At 47.5% G+C, this 17211-nt stretch carries 11 protein-coding genes, 9 tRNA genes and 4 rRNA genes (1 of these 24 only partly in view); all 24 read left to right on the forward strand.

Features of this window, described 5'->3' with window-relative positions; translation table 11 throughout:
* The first annotated feature begins 26 nt into the window (after positions 1-26).
* Positions 27-920: a peptidyl-prolyl cis-trans isomerase gene (locus NYE20_RS00430; RefSeq protein ID WP_124048694.1), complete on the forward strand. Its 894-nt coding sequence runs from the start codon at positions 27-29 to the stop codon at positions 918-920.
* A gap of 75 nt (positions 921-995) precedes the next feature.
* Entirely contained in the window at positions 996-1922 is a 927-nt protein-coding gene (cysK, locus tag NYE20_RS00435; protein WP_003218399.1) for a cysteine synthase A, read from the forward strand.
* Positions 1923-2088: 166 nt separating this feature from the next.
* Positions 2089-3501: an anthranilate synthase component I family protein gene (locus NYE20_RS00440; protein ID WP_072173763.1), complete on the forward strand. Its 1413-nt coding sequence runs from the start codon at positions 2089-2091 to the stop codon at positions 3499-3501.
* Positions 3502-3514: 13 nt separating this feature from the next.
* Positions 3515-4099 carry an aminodeoxychorismate/anthranilate synthase component II gene (gene pabA / locus NYE20_RS00445; protein WP_017696363.1) on the forward strand — a complete coding sequence of 195 codons (585 nt, stop codon included), beginning with the start codon at positions 3515-3517 and terminating at the stop codon, positions 4097-4099.
* On the forward strand, positions 4099-4980 hold the full coding sequence (gene pabC / locus NYE20_RS00450; protein WP_161621767.1) for an aminodeoxychorismate lyase: 882 nt from the start codon (positions 4099-4101) through the stop codon (positions 4978-4980). The genes pabA and pabC overlap by 1 nt, the downstream gene beginning before the upstream one ends.
* Complete coding sequence (folP, locus tag NYE20_RS00455; RefSeq protein ID WP_161621067.1) at positions 4962-5819, forward strand: dihydropteroate synthase; 858 nt, start codon at positions 4962-4964, stop codon at positions 5817-5819. The genes pabC and folP overlap by 19 nt, the downstream gene beginning before the upstream one ends.
* A complete protein-coding gene (gene folB / locus NYE20_RS00460; RefSeq protein ID WP_014478613.1) occupies positions 5812-6174 on the forward strand; it encodes a dihydroneopterin aldolase in 363 nt (120 codons plus the stop codon). Before folP ends, folB begins: the two co-directional genes overlap by 8 nt.
* A complete protein-coding gene (gene folK, locus NYE20_RS00465; protein ID WP_161621066.1) occupies positions 6171-6674 on the forward strand; it encodes a 2-amino-4-hydroxy-6-hydroxymethyldihydropteridine diphosphokinase in 504 nt (167 codons plus the stop codon). The genes folB and folK overlap by 4 nt, the downstream gene beginning before the upstream one ends.
* The gene (locus tag NYE20_RS00470) at positions 6626-6835 is read left to right on the forward strand and encodes a helix-turn-helix transcriptional regulator (RefSeq protein WP_003226678.1); all 210 of its coding nucleotides are present in this window, start codon (positions 6626-6628) and stop codon (positions 6833-6835) included. Before folK ends, NYE20_RS00470 begins: the two co-directional genes overlap by 49 nt.
* 23 nt (positions 6836-6858) lie before the next feature.
* Positions 6859-7860 (forward strand): tRNA dihydrouridine synthase DusB, encoded by a 1002-nt coding sequence (gene dusB / locus NYE20_RS00475; protein ID WP_014475588.1) that lies wholly within the window; start codon positions 6859-6861, stop codon positions 7858-7860.
* A 91-nt stretch (positions 7861-7951) separates the two neighbouring features.
* Positions 7952-9451, forward strand: a complete 1500-nt coding sequence (gene lysS / locus NYE20_RS00480; protein WP_003226674.1) for a lysine--tRNA ligase — start codon at positions 7952-7954, stop codon at positions 9449-9451.
* A gap of 374 nt (positions 9452-9825) precedes the next feature.
* Positions 9826-11375 (forward strand): 16S ribosomal RNA (locus tag NYE20_RS00485).
* 170 nt (positions 11376-11545) lie between these two features.
* Positions 11546-14473: ribosomal RNA gene (locus tag NYE20_RS00490) — 23S ribosomal RNA — on the forward strand.
* A gap of 54 nt (positions 14474-14527) precedes the next feature.
* A 5S ribosomal RNA gene (gene rrf / locus NYE20_RS00495) occupies positions 14528-14643 on the forward strand.
* Between the two features lie 22 nt (positions 14644-14665).
* A tRNA-Val gene (locus NYE20_RS00500) sits at positions 14666-14741 on the forward strand.
* 4 nt (positions 14742-14745) lie between these two features.
* Positions 14746-14821, forward strand: a tRNA-Thr gene (locus tag NYE20_RS00505).
* A 36-nt stretch (positions 14822-14857) separates the two neighbouring features.
* Positions 14858-14933, forward strand: a tRNA-Lys gene (locus tag NYE20_RS00510).
* Between the two features lie 6 nt (positions 14934-14939).
* Positions 14940-15022 (forward strand) — tRNA-Leu (locus NYE20_RS00515).
* A gap of 40 nt (positions 15023-15062) precedes the next feature.
* A tRNA-Gly gene (locus tag NYE20_RS00520) sits at positions 15063-15137 on the forward strand.
* Between the two features lie 14 nt (positions 15138-15151).
* Positions 15152-15237: transfer RNA gene (locus tag NYE20_RS00525), tRNA-Leu, on the forward strand.
* Positions 15238-15246: 9 nt separating this feature from the next.
* Positions 15247-15323 (forward strand) — tRNA-Arg (locus tag NYE20_RS00530).
* 27 nt (positions 15324-15350) lie between these two features.
* Positions 15351-15427, forward strand: a tRNA-Pro gene (locus NYE20_RS00535).
* 8 nt (positions 15428-15435) lie between these two features.
* Positions 15436-15511, forward strand: a tRNA-Ala gene (locus NYE20_RS00540).
* Positions 15512-15683: 172 nt separating this feature from the next.
* A 16S ribosomal RNA gene (locus NYE20_RS00545) occupies positions 15684-17211 on the forward strand; it runs 22 nt beyond the window's last position.
* The 16S, 23S and 5S rRNA genes sit together here with 9 tRNA genes alongside, the layout of an rRNA operon.

The raw sequence follows: 17211 nt of genomic DNA on the forward strand, positions 1-17211 counted from the left end.
TTTGAGAAAAGGGGCTGAAAGCAGGTTTGAAATCAAGAACAATCTGGACCATTATTTTAGGGGCGCTGTTGGTTTGCTGTATTGCTGTTGCATATACGCTGACGAAATCCCAAGCCGGCGCTTCGTCATCCGGTGAGTCTATTGCAACTATCGGAGGCAAGAGTGTAACAAGAGAAGAATGGCTGAAAGAAATGGAAGACCAGTATGGTAAGTCAACGCTTGAAGATATGATCAATGTCCGAGTTGTTCAGCAGCTGGCTAAAAAGAACAACCTTAAAGTATCCAAAAGCGAAGTAGATCGTGAGTTTTTGCTGATTAAAGCGGTCAACAATTCCTTTTACGAAGATGAACATACGACGGAGAAAGAGTGGAAAGATCAAATTCGTTATAATATCCTCCTTGAGGAATTGTTAACAAGGGATATCGATATCTCAAACAAAGAATTGAAATCATTCTATAATAAAAATAAGGAACTATATCAGTTTGATGATTCGTATCGAATTCGGCACATTGTTGTAAAAGATGAAGAAGAAGCGAGAGAAGTCCTGAAAGAACTGAAAGGCGGATCAAGCTTTGAAGCTGTCGCTGCCGAAAGATCTACAGACAGATATACATCACCATACGGCGGAGATTTAGGTTTTGTTACAGAGGCATCAGACAACATTCCATCAGCATACATTGAAGAGGCGAAAACACTCAAAGAGGATGAATGGTCTCAGGAACCAATAAAGGTCAGCAACGGATATGCCATTATCCAGCTGAAAGAAAAACTAAAGGCAAGAACGTTCTCATTTGATGAAGTAAAGGACCAGATCAGACGGCAAATCGCAATGGATCAGCTAGGTGATAAAGCGACAGTTAAGACCCTTTGGAAAGAAGCCGATGTATCTTGGTTTTATGGGGAAAAAAGTACTAAGTGATTGACAAAAAATTTTGAAATTGATAGATTATATACATAATACCAATACAAATAGTCGGAAATTGAGGTGTCGAGAATGGTACGTGTAGCAAACTCCATTACTGAATTAATTGGGAATACGCCAATCGTTAAATTAAATCGCCTTGCAGATGAAAACAGTGCGGATGTATATCTAAAACTTGAATACATGAACCCTGGAAGCAGTGTAAAAGACCGTATCGGTTTAGCCATGATTGAAGCGGCTGAAAAAGAAGGAAAATTAAAAGCCGGTGATACAATCATTGAACCGACAAGCGGAAATACTGGAATCGGGCTTGCAATGGTTGCTGCTGCTAAAGGATTAAAAGCCATTTTGGTTATGCCTGATACAATGAGCATGGAGCGCCGCAACCTTCTTCGCGCATACGGTGCTGAGCTTGTGCTGACTCCTGGTGCGGAAGGCATGAAAGGCGCCATTAAGAAAGCTGAAGAGCTTGCTGAAAAGCACGGATACTTTGTGCCGCAGCAGTTTAACAACCCTTCTAACCCCGAAATTCACCGCCAAACAACGGGTAAAGAAATCGTTGAGCAATTCGGTGATGACCAGCTTGACGCATTTGTAGCCGGAATCGGAACGGGCGGAACGATTACGGGAGCGGGCGAAGTGCTGAAGGAAGCATACCCTTCCATCAAGATTTACGCTGTTGAACCGTCAGATTCCCCAGTGCTTTCAGGAGGAAAACCAGGCCCCCACAAAATTCAGGGAATCGGAGCTGGATTCGTGCCGGACATCTTAAACACTGAAGTATATGATGAAATCTTCCCTGTGAAGAATGAAGAAGCATTCGAATATGCCCGCAGAGCTGCACGTGAAGAAGGAATTCTCGGAGGCATCTCATCAGGTGCGGCAATTTATGCTGCTCTTCAAGTAGCAAAAAAACTCGGAAAAGGCAAAAAAGTATTGGCCATCATTCCAAGTAACGGCGAACGTTATCTAAGCACGCCGCTGTATCAATTCGATTAAAAAAAGCCAAAACTCCCGGTCCGCCGGGAGTTTTTTTATATTTCGTGCATCAAATATGCCATGTCTGCGACGAATGTTATTCTTGGAAGAGAAATTCACTTTTTTCACTAACAACATTGCTTTACAATTAAAAACAAGTAAAAAAGAAAATAGAGGAATGATACAAATGGCACAACGCAGACCGGCAGGCAAAAAAGTACCTTTTCAAAAAGACTCATTCTTACAACAATTTGAGAAACTTGCGCAATCCCGGAAACATCATGTACTTCTTGAAAGTGCAAGAGGCGGCAGATATAGTATAGCCGGTCTTGATCCAATTGCGACTGTGAAAGGAAAAGACGGAATAACTACAATTAAGCATGGTGATGAGATGCTGTTTAAAGAAGGTGATCCATTACGGGCCTTCCACAGCTGGTTTAAAACGCTGGAAACAGAAACGAATCATGAGTTCCCTGACTTTCAAGGCGGGGCAATCGGGTTTCTCAGCTATGATTACGCACGGTACATTGAAAATTTTAAAATGCTCTCATTAGATGATCTAGAAACACCAGATATTTATTTTCTTGTTTTTGATGATATAGCAGTTTATGACCATCAAGAAGAGTCTCTATGGCTGATTACTCATGTTAATGGTTCTGATCAGGAAACAGCGGATGTGAAGCTATCTGAGTTAGAGCAGATGTGGCTGACTGAGCTTCCCGCTGTCTCTTCGCGAGAGATGAACCCTGAAACAGATGGTTCTTTCGCGGCGCCATTTACCGAGGATGGGTTCTCACAAGCTGTAGAGAAAATCAAACAATACATTGCCAGCGGAGATGTGTTTCAAGTCAATCTATCAATAAGGCAGTCACAGTCACTGTCTGTCCACCCATATCAAATTTACAAAACCTTGAGAGAAGTAAATCCTTCTCCTTATATGGCGTATTTAGAAACACCTGATTTTCAGATCATTTGCGGATCGCCTGAACTGCTTGTCAGCAAAAAGGGCCAGCTATTAGAGACGAGACCGATTGCGGGCACCCGTTCCAGAGGGAAAACAAATGAAGAAGACGAGGCGCTTGCAAACGAATTGATACACAATGAAAAAGAACGCGCGGAACATGTCATGCTGGTTGATCTTGAGCGAAATGATCTGGGAAGAGTATCACGGTACGGGTCTGTGCGCGTAAATGAATTCATGGCAATTGAAAAATACTCGCATGTGATGCACATTGTGTCTAATGTCCAAGGTGAACTGCAGGATGGGTATGATGCTGTAGATATTATTCATGCTGTGTTTCCCGGAGGAACCATTACTGGTGCACCGAAAGTAAGAACGATGGAAATTATAGAAGAACTTGAGCCGACACGCCGAGGGCTTTATACTGGATCTATAGGGTGGTTTGGATATAATCACGATCTGCAGTTTAATATCGTCATTCGAACCATTTATGCAACCGGAGGGCAGGCATTTATGCAGTCCGGCGCAGGAGTTGTGATTGATTCTGTTCCGAAGCACGAATACAAGGAATCATTCAAAAAAGCTTTTGCGATGCAAAGAGCATTAGAGCTGAGCAAAGAAGAGACAAAAATTAGATGAGGTGAGCGGAGAAATGATTTTAATGATTGATAACTACGATTCATTCACGTACAACTTGGTACAGTATTTGGGCGAGCTTGGGGAAGAGCTGGTTGTGAGACGCAATGACAGCATCACAATCGAAGAAATTGAAGAACTGTCTCCGGACTTTCTGATGATATCTCCCGGACCGTGCAGCCCTGATGAGGCGGGAATCAGTCTCGAAGCAATTAAACATTTCGCAGGGAAAATTCCTATTTTCGGTGTATGTCTCGGACATCAGTCCATCGCACAAGTGTTCGGCGGTGATGTTGTTAGGGCAGAACGGCTTATGCACGGGAAAACCTCGGATATCGAGCATGACGGCAAGACCATTTTTGAAGGGTTGAAAAACCCCCTTGTTGCGACGCGATACCACTCGCTGATCGTAAAACCTGAGACGCTGCCAAGCTGTTTTACAGTAACAGCACAAACGAAAGAAGGAGAAATCATGGCTATTCGCCACAATGACCTCCCGATAGAGGGCGTGCAATTTCACCCAGAGTCTATTATGACCTCCTTTGGGAAAGAAATGCTCAGAAATTTTATTGAGACATATCGCAAGGAAGTTATTGCGTGATGATATATGTGAACGGCCGGTATATGGAGGAGAAAGATGCAGTTCTTTCTCCTTTTGACCATGGGTTTTTATATGGGATCGGTGTTTTCGAAACCTTCAGGCTCTACGAAGGCTGTCCGTTTTTGCTTGATTGGCATATAGAAAGGCTTGAACGAGCGCTTAAGGACCTGCAAATCGAATATACTGTTTCAAAGCATGAGATCCTTGAGATGCTGGACAAGCTGCTTAAGCTAAATAATATCAAGGATGGCAATGCCCGCGTCAGACTGAACATATCAGCGGGGATCAGCGATAAAGGCTTTGTCGCCCAGACGTACGATAAGCCGACCATTTTATGCTTTGTGAATCAGCTGAAACCAGAAAGCCTTCCTTTGCAAAAAGAAGGGAAGGTTTTATCGATACGGAGAAACACTCCTGAGGGATCGTTCCGGTTAAAATCTCATCATTATCTAAATAATATGTATGCGAAACGGGAAATTGGAAATGATCCGCGTGTCGAGGGAATTTTCTTAACGGAGGATGGAGTTGTTGCAGAGGGTATCATATCTAATGTCTTCTGGAGAAAAGGTCGCTGTATCTATACGCCATCGCTTGATACCGGTATTCTGGACGGCGTCACGAGACGTTTTATCATAGAAAATGCAAAGAATATCGGCCTGGAGCTCAAAACGGGCCGATATGAGCTAGAAGCTCTCTTGACAGCTGACGAAGCGTGGATGACGAACTCGGTTCTTGAAATCATCCCGTTTACTAAAATAGAAGAAGTAAACTATGGAAGCCAAAGCGGAGAAGCAACCTCCGCTCTTCAATTGTTATACAAAAAAGAAATAAAGAACATGATGTATGAAAAGGGAGGAAGAGCATGGCGCAGCACACAATAGATCAAACACAAGTAATCCACACTAAGCCCAGCGCTTTATCATATAAAGAGAAGACGCTGGTGATGGGAATTTTAAACGTAACGCCTGACTCTTTCTCGGACGGCGGAAAATATGACAGCTTGGACAAGGCGCTGCTGCACGCGGAAGAGATGATCGATGATGGTGCCCATATCATTGATATCGGAGGGGAATCGACAAGGCCTGGCGCTGAGTGCGTATCTGAGGATGAGGAGATGTCCAGAGTCATTCCGGTGATTGAGCGGATTACGAAAGAGCTTGGTGTTCCTATTTCTGTAGACACGTACAAGGCTTCTGTCGCAGATGAAGCAGTGAAAGCCGGTGCATCCATTATCAATGATATTTGGGGAGCCAAACATGATCCGAAGATGGCTTCCGTTGCAGCTGATCATAATGTTCCAATTGTTCTCATGCATAACCGCCCTGAAAGAAACTACAATGACTTATTGCCGGATATGCTGTCGGACTTAATGGAGAGTGTAAAAATTGCTGTTGAGGCCGGAGTAGACGAGAAGAACATTATTCTTGATCCCGGTATCGGTTTCGCGAAAACCTATCACGATAACTTGGCAGTGATGAACAAACTAGAGATTTTCAGCGGATTGGGATATCCGGTTCTTCTGGCAACCTCCCGAAAAAGATTCATCGGACGTGTTCTGGATCTTCCGCCTGAGGAGCGGGCTGAGGGCACAGGCGCGACTGTGTGTCTCGGCATTCAAAAAGGCTGTGACATTGTCAGGGTCCATGATGTAAAGCAAATTGCCAGAATGGCGAAAATGATGGACGCGATGCTGAATAAGGGAGGGGTGCACCATGGATAAAGTTTATGTAGAAGGTATGGAGTTTTACGGATATCACGGTGTGTTCAAAGAAGAAAACAAACTTGGCCAGCGGTTTAAAGTCGATTTAACCGCTGAGCTGGATTTAAGCAAAGCCGGACAAACAGACGACCTTGAGCAAACGATCAACTATGCTGAGCTCTATCACGTATGTAAAGATATCGTGGAAGGGGAGCCTGTAAAATTGGTAGAAACGCTGGCGGAACGTATTGCTGGCACTGTTCTCGAAAAATTTCAGCCTGTTCAGCAATGTACGGTGAAAGTGATTAAGCCAGACCCGCCAATTCCCGGACACTATAAATCAGTAGCAATTGAAATTACGAGAAAAAAGTCATGAACAACATAGCTTATATTGCACTTGGATCTAATATTGGAGATAGAGAAACGTATTTAAGGCAAGCAGTGGCTTTACTGCATCAGCATGCTGCGGTGACAGTCACTAAAGTGTCGTCTATTTACGAAACTGACCCGGTCGGATACGAAGATCAAGCTCAATTTTTGAATATGGCTGTTGAAATCAAGACATCACTGAACCCTTTTGAACTACTTGAACTGACGCAGCAGATAGAAAATGAATTAGGCAGAACAAGGGAAGTAAGATGGGGACCGCGGACGGCAGACCTTGACATTTTGTTATTTAATCGTGAAAATATTGAAACAGAGCAACTAATTGTTCCGCATCCGAGAATGTATGAGCGTTTGTTTGTCCTTGCGCCGCTTGCGGAAATTTGCCAGCAGGTTGAAAAAGAGGCTAAAAGCGCCGAAACAGACCAAGAAGGTGTAAGAGTATGGAAGCAGAAATCTGGGGTAGACGAATTCGTGCATTCAGAAAGCTGAAAGGTTATACTCAAGAAGGATTTGCAAAAGCATTAGGTATATCAGTTTCTATTCTCGGCGAAATTGAACGCGGAAACCGATTGCCGTCAGCTGCCATCATTCAAGATGCAGCAGATGTTTTAAATATAAGTGCGGACGAATTGGCGCCGCCAGAAAAATAGAACAAATTAAAGGAGGAGAAAAATTGTTCAAAATCGGAGATATTCAATTGAAAAACCGGGTTGTGCTCGCACCTATGGCTGGTGTCTGCAACTCTGCGTTCAGATTGACTGTAAAGGAATTCGGAGCCGGATTGGTATGCGCTGAAATGGTCAGTGACAAAGCGATCCTTTACAACAATGCAAGAACAATGGGTATGCTTTATATCGATGAACGTGAGAAACCACTGAGCCTTCAAATTTTCGGAGGGAAAAAGGAAACCCTTGTGGAAGCGGCGAAGTTTGTAGACCAAAACACAACTGCTGATATCATTGATATTAACATGGGATGTCCCGTTCCGAAGATTACAAAATGCGATGCGGGAGCCAAATGGCTTCTCGACCCTGATAAGATTTACGAAATGGTTTCTGCAGTAGTGGATGCTGTTAATAAACCAGTTACAGTGAAAATGAGAATGGGCTGGGATGAAGACCACATTTTCGCAGTGAAAAATGCACAGGCTGTAGAACGTGCGGGCGGTAAAGCAGTGGCGCTTCACGGCCGTACGAGAGTGCAGATGTACGAAGGAACGGCAAACTGGGATATCATCAAAGAAGTAAAACAATCAGTTTCGATTCCGGTTATCGGAAACGGCGATGTTAAGACACCGCAGGATGCTAAGCGTATGCTCGATGAGACAGGAGTAGACGGGGTCATGATCGGACGCGCTGCATTGGGCAACCCGTGGATGATTTACCGTACGGTTCAGTATCTTGAAACAGGTGAATTAAAAGAAGAGCCGCAAGTACGCGAAAAAATGGCCGTATGCAAACTGCATCTTGACCGCCTGATTGACTTAAAAGGTGAAAACGTAGCGGTAAGAGAAATGAGAAAGCACGCTGCATGGTATCTGAAAGGCGTGAAAGGCAATGCGAACGTTCGTAATGAAATCAATCATTGCGAGACGAGAGAAGAGTTTGTACAGCTTTTAGATGCATTTACGGTTGAAGTTGAGGCAAAAGAGCTTCAAAATGCAAAAGTAGGATAATACTCACCTCTATTTGCTGCTCACTGCTAGTTTTACGCTGGCAGTTTTTCTGCTTTTTTCATGAAACAATATCTGTAATGGAGTGATAACAATGAGTCAAGAAGAGCATAACCATGAAGAATTGAATGATCAGCTGCAAGTCAGACGCGATAAAATGAATCAGCTGAGAGATAACGGCATCGATCCATTCGGCGCACGTTTTGAAAGAACTCATCAGTCTCAAGAAGTTATTTCGGCATATCAAGATCTAACCAAAGAAGAGTTAGAAGAAAAAGCGATTGAAGTTACAATCGCAGGCCGCATGATGACAAAACGCGGCAAAGGAAAAGCCGGCTTTGCCCATCTTCAGGATTTAGAAGGCCAAATCCAAATCTACGTAAGAAAAGACAGTGTCGGTGACGACCAATATGAAATCTTCAAGTCTTCTGACCTCGGTGATCTTATCGGCGTAACCGGAAAAGTCTTCAAAACAAATGTAGGCGAATTGTCTGTTAAAGCAACTTCCTTTGAATTGCTGACAAAAGCGCTTCGTCCGCTTCCTGACAAATACCATGGTTTAAAAGACGTTGAGCAGCGCTACCGTCAGCGCTACCTGGATCTTATCGTAAACCCAGACAGCAAACATACGTTCATTACACGAAGCAAGATCATTCAAGCTATGAGAAGATACCTTGATGATCATGGATACTTAGAAGTAGAAACACCTACAATGCACAGCATTCCTGGGGGAGCTTCTGCACGTCCGTTTATCACTCACCACAACGCGTTAGACATTCCACTCTATATGCGTATTGCTATCGAACTGCACCTAAAACGTCTAATTGTCGGCGGTTTAGAAAAAGTATATGAAATCGGCCGTGTTTTCCGTAACGAAGGTGTCTCTACACGCCATAACCCTGAATTTACAATGATTGAGTTATATGAAGCGTATGCGGACTATAAAGATATCATGAGCTTAACTGAAAACCTTGTCGCTCATATCGCCCAAGAAGTGCTTGGCACAACTACGATTCAATACGGGGAAGAGCAAATCGACCTTAAACCGGAGTGGAAAAGAATCCATATGGTTGACGCAGTCAAAGAAGCGACCGGCGTTGATTTCTGGGAAGAGGTTACTGTTGAACAGGCGCGTGAATATGCAAAAGAACATGGAGTAGAAATTAAAGACTCTATGACAGTAGGGCATATCATCAACGAATTCTTCGAGCAAAAAATTGAAGAAACGCTTATTCAGCCAACGTTTATTTACGGGCATCCTGTAGAAATTTCTCCTCTTGCTAAGAAAAACCCTGAGGACCCGCGTTTTACAGACCGTTTTGAGCTGTTTATCGTTGGACGTGAACATGCCAACGCGTTTACAGAGCTGAATGATCCTATTGATCAAAGAGAACGCTTTGAAGCGCAATTAAAAGAGCGTGAAGCCGGTAATGATGAAGCTCATCTAATGGATGAAGACTTTGTTGAAGCTCTGGAATACGGTATGCCGCCAACAGGAGGTTTAGGCATCGGTATCGACCGTCTGGTTATGCTGCTGACGAATGCCCCTTCTATTCGCGATGTGCTGTTATTCCCGCAAATGAGACAACGCTAATAAGGAAGAGCGGTATCCTCCATAGGAAAAGGATGCCGCTCTTTTTAAATTCCTTAGTATTTCTTCAAAAAAACTATTGCACTATTATTTACTAGGTGGTATATTATTATTCGTTGCCGCTAAACAAGGCGATAACGAAAAAAAGAACTTCAAAAAAAGTTATTGACTTCACTGAGTCAACGAGTTATAATAATAAAGTCGCTTGAACGAAGTGAACAAAATGATCTTTGAAAACTAAACAAGACAAAACGTACCTGTTAATTCAGTTTTTAAAAATCGCACAGCAATGTGCGTAGTCAGTCAAACTAGGGCCTGCACGACGCAGGTCACACAGGTGTCGCCGTGGGATGCGGCGAACTTAACCTGTGATCCATTTATCGGAGAGTTTGATCCTGGCTCAGGACGAACGCTGGCGGCGTGCCTAATACATGCAAGTCGAGCGGACAGATGGGAGCTTGCTCCCTGATGTTAGCGGCGGACGGGTGAGTAACACGTGGGTAACCTGCCTGTAAGACTGGGATAACTCCGGGAAACCGGGGCTAATACCGGATGGTTGTTTGAACCGCATGGTTCAAACATAAAAGGTGGCTTCGGCTACCACTTACAGATGGACCCGCGGCGCATTAGCTAGTTGGTGAGGTAACGGCTCACCAAGGCAACGATGCGTAGCCGACCTGAGAGGGTGATCGGCCACACTGGGACTGAGACACGGCCCAGACTCCTACGGGAGGCAGCAGTAGGGAATCTTCCGCAATGGACGAAAGTCTGACGGAGCAACGCCGCGTGAGTGATGAAGGTTTTCGGATCGTAAAGCTCTGTTGTTAGGGAAGAACAAGTACCGTTCGAATAGGGCGGTACCTTGACGGTACCTAACCAGAAAGCCACGGCTAACTACGTGCCAGCAGCCGCGGTAATACGTAGGTGGCAAGCGTTGTCCGGAATTATTGGGCGTAAAGGGCTCGCAGGCGGTTTCTTAAGTCTGATGTGAAAGCCCCCGGCTCAACCGGGGAGGGTCATTGGAAACTGGGGAACTTGAGTGCAGAAGAGGAGAGTGGAATTCCACGTGTAGCGGTGAAATGCGTAGAGATGTGGAGGAACACCAGTGGCGAAGGCGACTCTCTGGTCTGTAACTGACGCTGAGGAGCGAAAGCGTGGGGAGCGAACAGGATTAGATACCCTGGTAGTCCACGCCGTAAACGATGAGTGCTAAGTGTTAGGGGGTTTCCGCCCCTTAGTGCTGCAGCTAACGCATTAAGCACTCCGCCTGGGGAGTACGGTCGCAAGACTGAAACTCAAAGGAATTGACGGGGGCCCGCACAAGCGGTGGAGCATGTGGTTTAATTCGAAGCAACGCGAAGAACCTTACCAGGTCTTGACATCCTCTGACAATCCTAGAGATAGGACGTCCCCTTCGGGGGCAGAGTGACAGGTGGTGCATGGTTGTCGTCAGCTCGTGTCGTGAGATGTTGGGTTAAGTCCCGCAACGAGCGCAACCCTTGATCTTAGTTGCCAGCATTCAGTTGGGCACTCTAAGGTGACTGCCGGTGACAAACCGGAGGAAGGTGGGGATGACGTCAAATCATCATGCCCCTTATGACCTGGGCTACACACGTGCTACAATGGACAGAACAAAGGGCAGCGAAACCGCGAGGTTAAGCCAATCCCACAAATCTGTTCTCAGTTCGGATCGCAGTCTGCAACTCGACTGCGTGAAGCTGGAATCGCTAGTAATCGCGGATCAGCATGCCGCGGTGAATACGTTCCCGGGCCTTGTACACACCGCCCGTCACACCACGAGAGTTTGTAACACCCGAAGTCGGTGAGGTAACCTTTTAGGAGCCAGCCGCCGAAGGTGGGACAGATGATTGGGGTGAAGTCGTAACAAGGTAGCCGTATCGGAAGGTGCGGCTGGATCACCTCCTTTCTAAGGATATTATACGGAATATAAGACCTTGGGTCTTATAAACAGAACGTTCCCTGTCTTGTTTAGTTTTGAAGGATCATTCCTTCGAAACGTGTTCTTTGAAAACTAGATAACAGTAGACATCACATTCAATTAGTAACACAAGATATCACATAGTGATTCTTTTTAACGGTTAAGTTAGAAAGGGCGCACGGTGGATGCCTTGGCACTAGGAGCCGATGAAGGACGGGACGAACACCGATATGCTTCGGGGAGCTGTAAGCAAGCTTTGATCCGGAGATTTCCGAATGGGGAAACCCACCACTCGTAATGGAGTGGTATCCATATCTGAATTCATAGGATATGAGAAGGCAGACCCGGGGAACTGAAACATCTAAGTACCCGGAGGAAGAGAAAGCAAATGCGATTCCCTGAGTAGCGGCGAGCGAAACGGGATTAGCCCAAACCAAGAGGCTTGCCTCTTGGGGTTGTAGGACACTCTGTACGGAGTTACAAAAGAACGAGGTAGATGAAGAGGTCTGGAAAGGCCCGCCATAGGAGGTAACAGCCCTGTAGTCAAAACTTCGTTCTCTCCTGAGTGGATCCTGAGTACGGCGGAACACGTGAAATTCCGTCGGAATCCGGGAGGACCATCTCCCAAGGCTAAATACTCCCTAGTGACCGATAGTGAACCAGTACCGTGAGGGAAAGGTGAAAAGCACCCCGGAAGGGGAGTGAAAGAGATCCTGAAACCGTGTGCCTACAAGTAGTCAGAGCCCGTTAACGGGTGATGGCGTGCCTTTTGTAGAATGAACCGGCGAGTTACGATCCCGTGCAAGGTTAAGCAGAAGATGCGGAGCCGCAGCGAAAGCGAGTCTGAATAGGGCGCATGAGTACGTGGTCGTAGACCCGAAACCAGGTGATCTACCCATGTCCAGGGTGAAGTTCAGGTAACACTGAATGGAGGCCCGAACCCACGCACGTTGAAAAGTGCGGGGATGAGGTGTGGGTAGGGGTGAAATGCCAATCGAACCTGGAGATAGCTGGTTCTCTCCGAAATAGCTTTAGGGCTAGCCTCAAGGTAAGAGTCTTGGAGGTAGAGCACTGATTGGACTAGGGGCCCCTACCGGGTTACCGAATTCAGTCAAACTCCGAATGCCAATGACTTATCCTTGGGAGTCAGACTGCGAGTGATAAGATCCGTAGTCGAAAGGGAAACAGCCCAGACCGCCAGCTAAGGTCCCAAAGTATACGTTAAGTGGAAAAGGATGTGGAGTTGCTTAGACAACCAGGATGTTGGCTTAGAAGCAGCCACCATTTAAAGAGTGCGTAATAGCTCACTGGTCGAGTGACTCTGCGCCGAAAATGTACCGGGGCTAAACGTATCACCGAAGCTGCGGACTGTTCTTCGAACAGTGGTAGGAGAGCGTTCTAAGGGCTGTGAAGCCAGACCGGAAGGACTGGTGGAGCGCTTAGAAGTGAGAATGCCGGTATGAGTAGCGAAAGAGGGGTGAGAATCCCCTCCACCGAATGCCTAAGGTTTCCTGAGGAAGGCTCGTCCGCTCAGGGTTAGTCGGGACCTAAGCCGAGGCCGAAAGGCGTAGGCGATGGACAACAGGTTGATATTCCTGTACCACCTCCTCACCATTTGAGCAATGGGGGGACGCAGGAGGATAGGGTAAGCGCGGTATTGGATATCCGCGTCCAAGCAGTTAGGCTGGGAAATAGGCAAATCCGTTTCCCATAAGGCTGAGCTGTGATGGCGAGCGAAATATAGTAGCGAAGTTCCTGATTCCACACTGCCAAGAAAAGCCTCTAGCGAGGTGAGAGGTGCCCGTACCGCAAACCGACACAGGTAGGCGAGGAGAGAATCCTAAGGTGATCGAGAGAACTCTCGTTAAGGAACTCGGCAAAATGACCCCGTAACTTCGGGAGAAGGGGTGCTCTGTTAGGGTGCAAGCCCGAGAGAGCCGCAGTGAATAGGCCCAGGCGACTGTTTAGCAAAAACACAGGTCTCTGCGAAGCCGTAAGGCGAAGTATAGGGGCTGACGCCTGCCCGGTGCTGGAAGGTTAAGAGGAGCGCTTAGCGTAAGCGAAGGTGCGAATTGAAGCCCCAGTAAACGGCGGCCGTAACTATAACGGTCCTAAGGTAGCGAAATTCCTTGTCGGGTAAGTTCCGACCCGCACGAAAGGCGCAACGATCTGGGCACTGTCTCAACGAGAGACTCGGTGAAATTATAGTACCTGTGAAGATGCAGGTTACCCGCGACAGGACGGAAAGACCCCGTGGAGCTTTACTGCAGCCTGATATTGAATGTTGGTACAGCTTGTACAGGATAGGTAGGAGCCTTGGAAACCGGAGCGCCAGCTTCGGTGGAGGCATCGGTGGGATACTACCCTGGCTGTATTGACCTTCTAACCCGCCGCCCTTATCGGGCGGGGAGACAGTGTCAGGTGGGCAGTTTGACTGGGGCGGTCGCCTCCTAAAAGGTAACGGAGGCGCCCAAAGGTTCCCTCAGAATGGTTGGAAATCATTCGCAGAGTGTAAAGGCACAAGGGAGCTTGACTGCGAGACCTACAAGTCGAGCAGGGACGAAAGTCGGGCTTAGTGATCCGGTGGTTCCGCATGGAAGGGCCATCGCTCAACGGATAAAAGCTACCCCGGGGATAACAGGCTTATCTCCCCCAAGAGTCCACATCGACGGGGAGGTTTGGCACCTCGATGTCGGCTCATCGCATCCTGGGGCTGTAGTCGGTCCCAAGGGTTGGGCTGTTCGCCCATTAAAGCGGTACGCGAGCTGGGTTCAGAACGTCGTGAGACAGTTCGGTCCCTATCCGTCGCGGGCGCAGGAAATTTGAGAGGAGCTGTCCTTAGTACGAGAGGACCGGGATGGACGCACCGCTGGTGTACCAGTTGTTCTGCCAAGGGCATCGCTGGGTAGCTATGTGCGGACGGGATAAGTGCTGAAAGCATCTAAGCATGAAGCCCCCCTCAAGATGAGATTTCCCATTCCGCAAGGAAGTAAGATCCCTGAAAGATGATCAGGTTGATAGGTCTGAGGTGGAAGTGTGGCGACACATGGAGCTGACAGATACTAATCGATCGAGGACTTAACCATATTTTGAATGATGTCACACCTGTTATCTAGTTTTGAGAGAACACTCTCAATTTGTTTGGTGGCGATAGCGAAGAGGTCACACCCGTTCCCATACCGAACACGGAAGTTAAGCTCTTCAGCGCCGATGGTAGTCGGGGGTTTCCCCCTGTGAGAGTAGGACGCCGCCAAGCAATTGCACGTTAGTGCAATTATGGAGGATTAGCTCAGCTGGGAGAGCATCTGCCTTACAAGCAGAGGGTCGGCGGTTCGAGCCCGTCATCCTCCACCATTATGCCGGTGTAGCTCAATTGGTAGAGCAACTGACTTGTAATCAGTAGGTTGGGGGTTCAAGTCCTCTTGCCGGCACCACTTTTATATGATATAATACTCAAGTCTCTTGTAGAAGAGCCATTAGCTCAGTTGGTAGAGCATCTGACTTTTAATCAGAGGGTCGAAGGTTCGAGTCCTTCATGGCTCACCATTTTACGCGGGTGTGGCGGAATTGGCAGACGCGCTAGACTTAGGATCTAGTGTCTTTATGACGTGGGGGTTCAAGTCCCTTCACCCGCATTATATAGGATAACAGTTAGAAAAACTGGACATCCTGTCTGCGGAAGTAGTTCAGTGGTAGAACACCACCTTGCCAAGGTGGGGGTCGCGGGTTCGAATCCCGTCTTCCGCTCCAACTATACCATCCACGCCGGGGTGGTGGAATTGGCAGACACACAGGACTTAAAATCCTGCGGTAGGTGACTACCGTGCCGGTTCAAGTCCGGCCCTCGGCATTATGTTTTGCGCCCGTAGCTCAATTGGATAGAGCGTTTGACTACGGATCAAAAGGTTAGGGGTTCGACTCCTCTCGGGCGCGCCATATCTTTTAATAGAATAGATGGGAAATCGGGAAGTAGCTCAGCTTGGTAGAGCACATGGTTTGGGACCATGGGGTCGCAGGTTCGAATCCTGTCTTCCCGACCATTTTTTATGGGGCCTTAGCTCAGCTGGGAGAGCGCCTGCTTTGCACGCAGGAGGTCAGCGGTTCGATCCCGCTAGGCTCCACCAAAAGTTTTTAAAAAAAGTTGTTGACTTTGAAGAAGTGACATTGTATACTAATAAAGTTGCTTTAACAAAGCGGACAAACAAAATGATCTTTGAAAACTAAACAAGACAAAACGTACCTGTTAATTCAGTTTTTAAAAATCGCACAGCGATGTGCGTAGTCAGTCAAACTACTTTATCGGAGAGTTTGATCCTGGCTCAGGACGAACGCTGGCGGCGTGCCTAATACATGCAAGTCGAGCGGACAGATGGGAGCTTGCTCCCTGATGTTAGCGGCGGACGGGTGAGTAACACGTGGGTAACCTGCCTGTAAGACTGGGATAACTCCGGGAAACCGGGGCTAATACCGGATGGTTGTTTGAACCGCATGGTTCAAACATAAAAGGTGGCTTCGGCTACCACTTACAGATGGACCCGCGGCGCATTAGCTAGTTGGTGAGGTAACGGCTCACCAAGGCAACGATGCGTAGCCGACCTGAGAGGGTGATCGGCCACACTGGGACTGAGACACGGCCCAGACTCCTACGGGAGGCAGCAGTAGGGAATCTTCCGCAATGGACGAAAGTCTGACGGAGCAACGCCGCGTGAGTGATGAAGGTTTTCGGATCGTAAAGCTCTGTTGTTAGGGAAGAACAAGTACCGTTCGAATAGGGCGGTACCTTGACGGTACCTAACCAGAAAGCCACGGCTAACTACGTGCCAGCAGCCGCGGTAATACGTAGGTGGCAAGCGTTGTCCGGAATTATTGGGCGTAAAGGGCTCGCAGGCGGTTTCTTAAGTCTGATGTGAAAGCCCCCGGCTCAACCGGGGAGGGTCATTGGAAACTGGGGAACTTGAGTGCAGAAGAGGAGAGTGGAATTCCACGTGTAGCGGTGAAATGCGTAGAGATGTGGAGGAACACCAGTGGCGAAGGCGACTCTCTGGTCTGTAACTGACGCTGAGGAGCGAAAGCGTGGGGAGCGAACAGGATTAGATACCCTGGTAGTCCACGCCGTAAACGATGAGTGCTAAGTGTTAGGGGGTTTCCGCCCCTTAGTGCTGCAGCTAACGCATTAAGCACTCCGCCTGGGGAGTACGGTCGCAAGACTGAAACTCAAAGGAATTGACGGGGGCCCGCACAAGCGGTGGAGCATGTGGTTTAATTCGAAGCAACGCGAAGAACCTTACCAGGTCTTGACATCCTCTGACAATCCTAGAGATAGGACGTCCCCTTCGGGGGCAGAGTGACAGGTGGTGCATGGTTGTCGTCAGCTCGTGTCGTGAGATGTTGGGTTAAGTCCCGCAACGAGCGCAACCCTTGATCTTAGTTGCCAGCATTCAGTTGGGCACTCTAAGGTGACTGCCGGTGACAAACCGGAGGAAGGTGGGGATGACGTCAAATCATCATGCCCCTTATGACCTGGGCTACACACGTGCTACAATGGACAGAACAAAGGGCAGCGAAACCGCGAGGTTAAGCCAATCCCACAAATCTGTTCTCAGTTCGGATCGCAGTCTGCAACTCGACTGCGTGAAGCTGGAATCGCTAGTAATCGCGGATCAGCATGCCGCGGTGAATACGTTCCCGGGCCTTGTACACACCGCCCGTCACACCACGAGAGTTTGTAACACCCGAAGTCGGTGAGGTAACCTTTTAGGAGCCAGCCGCCGAAGGTGGGACAGATGATTGGGGTGAAGTCGTAACAAGGTAGCCGTATCGGAAG

It is taken from the genome of Bacillus sp. FSL R5-0416 (genome assembly GCF_037975425.1).
GTDB lineage: Bacteria > Bacillota > Bacilli > Bacillales > Bacillaceae > Bacillus > Bacillus subtilis.